General features: G+C 70.8%; 5 protein-coding genes. 1 reads left to right on the top strand and 4 read right to left on the bottom strand.

Going from position 1 to position 6,219, the window contains the following annotated elements; all coding sequences use genetic code 11:
- The 3 genes from AB0I06_RS22775 to AB0I06_RS22765 all read right to left on the bottom strand — a co-directional run.
- On the bottom strand, positions 1-874 hold an 874-nt coding region (locus AB0I06_RS22775), incomplete at its 3' end, for a GDSL-type esterase/lipase family protein (RefSeq protein WP_363120661.1).
- A 60-nt stretch (positions 875-934) separates the two neighbouring features.
- On the bottom strand, positions 935-1,807 hold the full coding sequence (locus AB0I06_RS22770) for an SgcJ/EcaC family oxidoreductase (protein WP_363120672.1): 873 nt from the start codon (positions 1,805-1,807) through the stop codon (positions 935-937).
- A 5-nt stretch (positions 1,808-1,812) separates the two neighbouring features.
- Positions 1,813-2,520 (bottom strand): hypothetical protein, encoded by a 708-nt coding sequence (locus AB0I06_RS22765; RefSeq protein WP_363120660.1) that lies wholly within the window; start codon positions 2,518-2,520, stop codon positions 1,813-1,815.
- A gap of 211 nt (positions 2,521-2,731) precedes the next feature.
- On the opposite strand from AB0I06_RS22765, the gene AB0I06_RS22760 reads away from it, so the two are divergent.
- Positions 2,732-3,832 (top strand): AI-2E family transporter, encoded by a 1,101-nt coding sequence (locus AB0I06_RS22760; protein ID WP_363120659.1) that lies wholly within the window; start codon positions 2,732-2,734, stop codon positions 3,830-3,832.
- Between the two features lie 115 nt (positions 3,833-3,947).
- Here AB0I06_RS22760 and AB0I06_RS22755 read toward each other — a convergent pair whose 3' ends face one another.
- Positions 3,948-6,212, bottom strand: coding sequence for an excinuclease ABC subunit UvrA (locus AB0I06_RS22755; protein WP_363120658.1), 2,265 nt, complete (start codon positions 6,210-6,212; stop codon positions 3,948-3,950).
- Positions 6,213-6,219 lie beyond the last annotated feature (7 nt).

The following is a 6,219-nucleotide window of genomic DNA, read 5'->3' as shown; positions in this document are numbered from 1 at the left end:
TGCCCAGGGAGCGCAGCGTGCCGTCGGTGTAGGCGGACCAGTACTGGTTGGCACCGTCGCCACAGGCCCACGTCTGGACGGCGGTCCCGTCGGCGACCCCGGCCCCCTTGACGTCCATGCACTTGCCGGCCACACCGGACTGGACGCGGGCGGGCGCGGGAGCGGGGTTCTTCAGCCACCCGGCGCTGTCCGCGGACTGGACGCCACGGTGGAAGGCGTCGGCCATCTTCCGGTAGCCCGAGTCGTTGGGGTGCAGGGCGTCGGCCAGGTCGGCCGTGGTCAGGCTACTCATGTCCACGTACGCGACGTGCTTGCCCGCGGCCTGTGCCTCGCTGACGATCTGGGGGATGGCCTGGTTGTACGCGGCCCGGTACTGCTCCTCCGAGCCGCTGGTGGACACGACCAGCGAGGCCACGAGGACGGTCGCGTCCGGGGCGGCGGCGGTGATCTGGCCGACCAGCGACTTCAGCCGGGCGGTGGCGGTGGAGACCTGGTAGGACTGGTTGAGGTCGTTGGTGCCGATGTGCAGCGTCACGACGTTGGGCCGGTAGCGGGTGAGTGAGGCGTCGGCGAGTGGGGCGATCTGGTCGATGCGGTATCCCGAGTGGCCCTGGTTGTCGGGGTCGGACATCGAACCGCCCCGCAGCGTGCCGACGAAGTCGAGCGGATGGCCGTCCGCGGCGAGCTTGTCCCACAACGGGCCCCGGTAGCCGTTGCCCGTACTGCTGCCCACACCCCAGGTGATGGAGTCACCCAGCGGCATGACCCGCAAGGGCGTGGTGGAGGCCGCGGAGGCAGGGGCCGCACCTCCCGCTGTCACTCCCAACGCGGCGGTGACCAGCGTGATGAGGGGCAGAATCCAAGACCTTCTCATGGAGTTCCTCTCTTCTTCGAGTGATTGCCGCGAACCGACCGCCGCCCGGCCGGACGGCTCCTAGGCGCGGTCGTCCGTGCCGGACGGGGGCCGTGGTCCGCCGAAGCCGTGTTCCGAGAGGTCGAACCAGTTGCCCTCCGGATCCATGGCGCGGTACTCGGCGAAGGGGCGGTCGGTGAAGCGTTCGGCCGGTTCGGGTGTGCCGGCCGCCGTCAGGGCCTCGGAGGTGGCGGCCGTGTCCGCGATGTGGAAGCCGAAGTGGTTCATGCCGACCGGGGTGTCGCCGTCGAGCTGGTGCTTGATGAGGGCGAGGGACAGATAGCCGTCGGAGAGGAAGCAACTGCCGTCCGGATCGCGGTGGAAGAGCTCCATCGCGAAGACCGAGGTGTAGAACTCGGCCAGTTTCTCCGGGTCGCGGGCCACGATGGCCAGGTGGCGCAGCTTGGGCCGGGCGGTGGCGCCGTCCGCGGTGGGCTCCTTCACGTCGTCCGCGTCCGCGGCGCCGGCGCGCCGCGCCGGGATCATGTTGTGGAACGCCCGGATCAGCCAGGGGTGCTCGGCCGTCCGTTCCACGACGGCCAGGGCGTGCGTCGTGGTGAGCGGCTCGCCGTCCGGGGTGCTGACGGTCGACTCCGCCTCGACCGTGGCCAGGTCCGGGCCGAGGTGGCGGATGGCCACCACCCGTGCGTCGAGGACGGTGCCGGCGTAGGGGCCCTTGAAGAGGGCGTCGTGTCCGGCCTCGATGCCGGCCCGGCCGGGTGGCTTGTCGCCCCGTACGGTCGTGAAGTCGCAGTCCTGCGTGAAGTTCGCTGCGAAGAGCGCGGCGTCGCCGGCCGCCCAGCCACGGGCCATCTCCGCCCACAGGGCCCGGATCTGCCGGGCGTCCTGCGGGCTGCCGTCCCGCGTGGTGTGTGTTCCGTCGGTGTGCTGCATCGTCGTCACGCCTCCAGCGGTGAACTCGTGCGGATACGCAGGGCGAAACCGGGGCAGGGGGCGTCCCCGTCGGGCCGCTCCGGGGGCGGCGCCCAGGCGGCCAGCGCGTGGTAGAAGGCGCCGCCCCGGCGTTCCAGGTAGCAGATGACGTTGACGGGCCACCCGGTCCGGCCGAAGAGGTGGACGTCCATGGGGGTCGGGCGCTCGCTGAGCACCTTTCCCCGTTCCGAGGGCGGCCCCAGGCGGTGCCAGTCCGGGTGCATGTGGATGGAGCCGAGCAGGTCGAGACCGAGACGGTCGGCTTCGCGGGAGGCCCGCAGGACGTCACGGGAGTCCATCCACCAGCCCCGGTGCTCGTTCTCGTAGGCCGCTCCGAACTCCGGCACGATCGTGTCGCGGAACTCGCGCCGGGCCGCCGGGTCGCTGGTGCGGGCGTTGCGCCCGAAGGCGACCCGCCGCACGTGGTAGGTCGCCGCTTCCGCGTACGTGGCCGCTTCGGCGGTGCCGAGCAGCAGGGCGAAACAGGGCAGCGGGGTCTCGGCGGTGACGAGCCGGTACTCGGCGACGGCCGCGGTGAGGAAGTGCGCGAGGGCCTGGTCGTCCATCAGGACGGTGGGCGGAGCGGGTGCGGTGGGCAGGGCTTCGAGAGCGTCGAGGCCCCCGGGCGGGGCGTCGGGTAAGGCGGACCCGGACGCGTTCGTCGCGGTGGGCATGGCGTGGTCTCCGTGGTGTGGGGGGTGGGAGGCCGGCGGAACTGATGCCCGGGATGTTATTGAGAGTTCACAGTTTCTGAACGGTTGCCGTTTGAATCATGGGGATCTCCCTATGGCTCGTTGGAGACTTGCGGCCGGGCCGGTACCGGCCTTCGGGGGAATTCCGGGCCGGCCGCGCGCTCCGGCGGCCGCGGGGTGGTACGGGCATGAGATGCCGACTCCCCCCGATCCATCCGTCTCGGCCCTGCCCCCGCTGAACGACGCCGAGTCGCGTGTGCCGGGTGTGCTGCGGACCGCCGCCGCGTACGCGTGGCGGCTCATCGCGGTCGGCATCGTCGTCCGGGTCGCGTTCTCCGTGCTCGGGCAGTTCCACCGGGTCGCCGTCGCCGTCTTCCTCGGGCTCGTCATCACGGCGGTGCTGCGCCCCGTGGCCGGTCTCCTCGCCCGGTACCTGCCCCGGCCCCTCGCGGTCGCCCTCGCGTTCATCGGCGGCATCGTCCTCGTCCTCGGGGCGCTGGCCCTGGTGGGTGAGACCGTGGCGGACCAGCGGACCGGGCTGCGGAAGGAGTTCGTGGCGGGGATCGACCGGATCGAGCACCGGCTGGAGGAACCGCCCTTCCGGCTCCCCGCGGACGCGTTCGACGATCTCCAGTCCCGGATCGGCAGGCTCCTGTCGGACCACCGCTCCACCCTCATCAGTACGGCGCTCAGCGGTGCGAGCCGGCTGGTGGAGGTGCTGACCGTGCTCGCGCTGGCCCTGTTCTGCGCGGTCTTCTTCACGCACTCCGGCGACACACAGTGGCGGTGGTTGTGCGACCAGCTCCCCGACCGGGCCCGGCGGCGGTTCGCGATCGGGGCCGGGGCGGCCTGGCGGACCTTCACCGGGTACACGCACGGCATCCTGCTGGTGGCGGCGACCAACGCGGTCCTCGTGGGCATCGCGCTGTTCGCCCTCGGGGTGCCGCTCGCCGTGCCGCTGGCGCTGCTGGAGTTCACGGCCGCGTTCATCCCCTTGATCGGCTCGCCCATCGCCCTGGCGATCGCGGCGGTCGTCGCCCTGGCCTCGAAGGGACCGCTCATCGCCCTGGTGGTCGTGGCGCTGATCGTGGTCATCGGCCAGATCGAGGGCCATCTTCTGCACCCCATCGTGATGAGCTGGGCCGTACGGCTGCACCCGGTGGTGGTCGCCCTGGCGGTGGTCGGCGGGGCGGTCGCGGCGGGGGTGATCGGCGCGGTGGTGGCCGTACCGCTGGTGGCCGTGGTGTGGTCGGTGTACCAGGCGCTGCGGGGTGGTGAGGCCGAGCCGGCGTGAGGGGGCGCCTTCGGTCCGGCTGGGGGCGACCCGCCCGGGCCCGCAGCCCGCTCGACGCGTCTCCGGCTCGCGCCGTGATGCCGTCCGGGCCGGCATCACGGCGGGAGTCGTCCGGTCAGACTCCGCAGTACTGGCGCAGATACGCGCCGGTGACGGAGGCGTCGGCCTTCAGCAGCTCGCTCGGGGTGCCGGTGAAGACGACCTCGCCCCCGTGCTTGCCGCCGTCCGGTCCGAGGTCGACCACCCAGTCGGCCTGCCGTACGACATCCAGGTTGTGCTCGATGACGACGACGGTGTTGCCGCGGTCGACCAGCCGGTTGAGCAGGGCGACCAGGGTGTCGACGTCCGACATGTGCAGTCCGGTCGTCGGCTCGTCGAGGACATGGACGGCGCCCGTCCGGTGCAGGTGGGCGACCAGCTTCAGCCGCTGGCGTTCACCGCCGGACAGTGTGCTCAGCGGCTGGCCCAGGGTGAGGTAGCCCAGGCCCACCTCCAGCAGTCCGATCAGCTTGTCGTGCACCTCGCGCTCGTGGAAGAACGCCACGGCGTCCTCCGCGGACATCTCCAGCACGTCCGCGATGGACCGGCCGCGCAGCGTGTGCGCCAGCACGTCGTCCTTGAACCGCCGGCCCTCACAGGCCTCGCAGCGTGTCCGCACCGGATCCATGTAGGCGAGCTCGGTGACGATCTCACCGCGGCCCTTGCACTCGTCGCAGGCACCGGCCGAGTTGAAGCTGAACAGGGAGACCGGCGTCTTGGTCGCCTTGGCGAACAGCTTGCGGATCGCGTCCATGACGTCGAGGTGGCTGGCGGGGGTGGAGCGGGAGGAGGCCTTGATGGGCGACTGGTCCACGAAGACGGAGTCGGGGTGGGCGGCCATGAAGGCCCCGGCCATCAGGGAGCTCTTGCCCGAGCCCGCCACGCCGGTCACCGCGGTGAGCGTGCCGGTGGGGATGCTCACGGAGACGTTCTTCAGATTGTGCAGGCTCGCGTTCTCCACGCGCAGTTCACCGGTCGGCTCACGCACCGGCTCCTTCACCCCGCCGATGGCACGCAGTCCGGCGCCGGTCGGGGTGTCGGCCTGGCGGAGGGCGTCGAAGGACCCCTCGAAGACGACTTCGCCGCCGTGCACACCGGCCCCGGGCCCCATGTCGACGACGTGGTCGGCGATGGCGATGACGTCCGGGTCGTGCTCGACGACCAGAATCGTGTTGCCCTTGTCGCGCAGCTCGCGCAGCATGTCGTTGAGCCGGCCCACGTCCCGCGGGTGCAGTCCGGTGCTCGGCTCGTCGAACACGTACGTCATGCCGACGAGGCTGCCGCTGAGGTGGCGTACGGTCTTCAGGCGCTGCGCCTCGCCGCCGGACAGGGACGTCGTCGCGCGGTCGAGGGAAAGATAGCCCAGGCCGACCGTCTCGATCCGCCGCAGGGCGCTGACCACGCCCTCGGCGATGGCGCCGGCCACCGGGTCGTCGATCGCGGCGAGGACCTCGATGAGATCGCTGACCTCCATGCGGGTCCAGTCGGCGATGGTGTGGGACCCGGCCCTGGCCTCAAGGGCCGTTGGGTTCAGGCGGGCTCCCCGGCAGGCCTCGCACTCGCCCATGGTGATGAACCGTTCGACGTTGGCCCGCCCTCGCTCGCTGAGGGAGCTCAGGTCGCGTTTGAGGTTCGTGCGGCTGAAACGCGCGACGACGCCCTCGTAGTTGAGGGTCGCCGTGCTGTTCGCCGTGCTGACCGTGACCTTGCCGCCGCTGCCGTACAGCAGCATCTGCCACTCGTCGTCGGTGTAGTCGCACAGGCGCTTGGCGTTGTCGAAATGGCCGGAGTTGGCGTACTGCTGCCAGTCCATGCTCCCCACCTTGTGGGTGGGGAGCTGGATGGCGCCCTCGTCCAGGGACTTGGAGCGGTCGAGCATGCGATCCACGTCGACGCGGCGTGCCTGGCCGAGCCCGTCGCACTCCGCGCACATCCCCTGGGGGTCGTTGAAGGAGTACACGGAGGGCGCGTTGTAGGGCGTGGCCAGGCGGGAGAAGAGCACACGCACGCTGGAGTAGATGTCGGTCATCGTGCCCACCGTGGAGCGGGCGTTCCCGCCGACCGGCTTCTGGTCCACCACGACGGGTGAGGTCAGGTTGGCGATGACGTCCGCGTGCGGCCGCTGGTACTTGGGCAGTTGGTTGCGGATGAACCAGCTGAACGTGCCGTTCAGCTGCCGCTGCGCCTCCACCGCGATGGTGTCGAACACCACGGAGGACTTGCCCGAGCCCGACACGCCCGTGAAGACGGTGATCTTGTTCTTGGGCAGTCGTAAGGAGACGTCCTTGAGGTTGTTCTCACGGGCGCCGACGATGACGATGTCGTCTTCTGTGTTTCGCATGCGACGG

Origin of the sequence: Streptomyces sp. NPDC050674 (assembly GCF_040654575.1) — a bacterium.
Lineage (GTDB): Bacteria > Actinomycetota > Actinomycetes > Streptomycetales > Streptomycetaceae > Streptomyces.
This window is presented reverse-complemented; position numbering and strand designations above follow the sequence as displayed.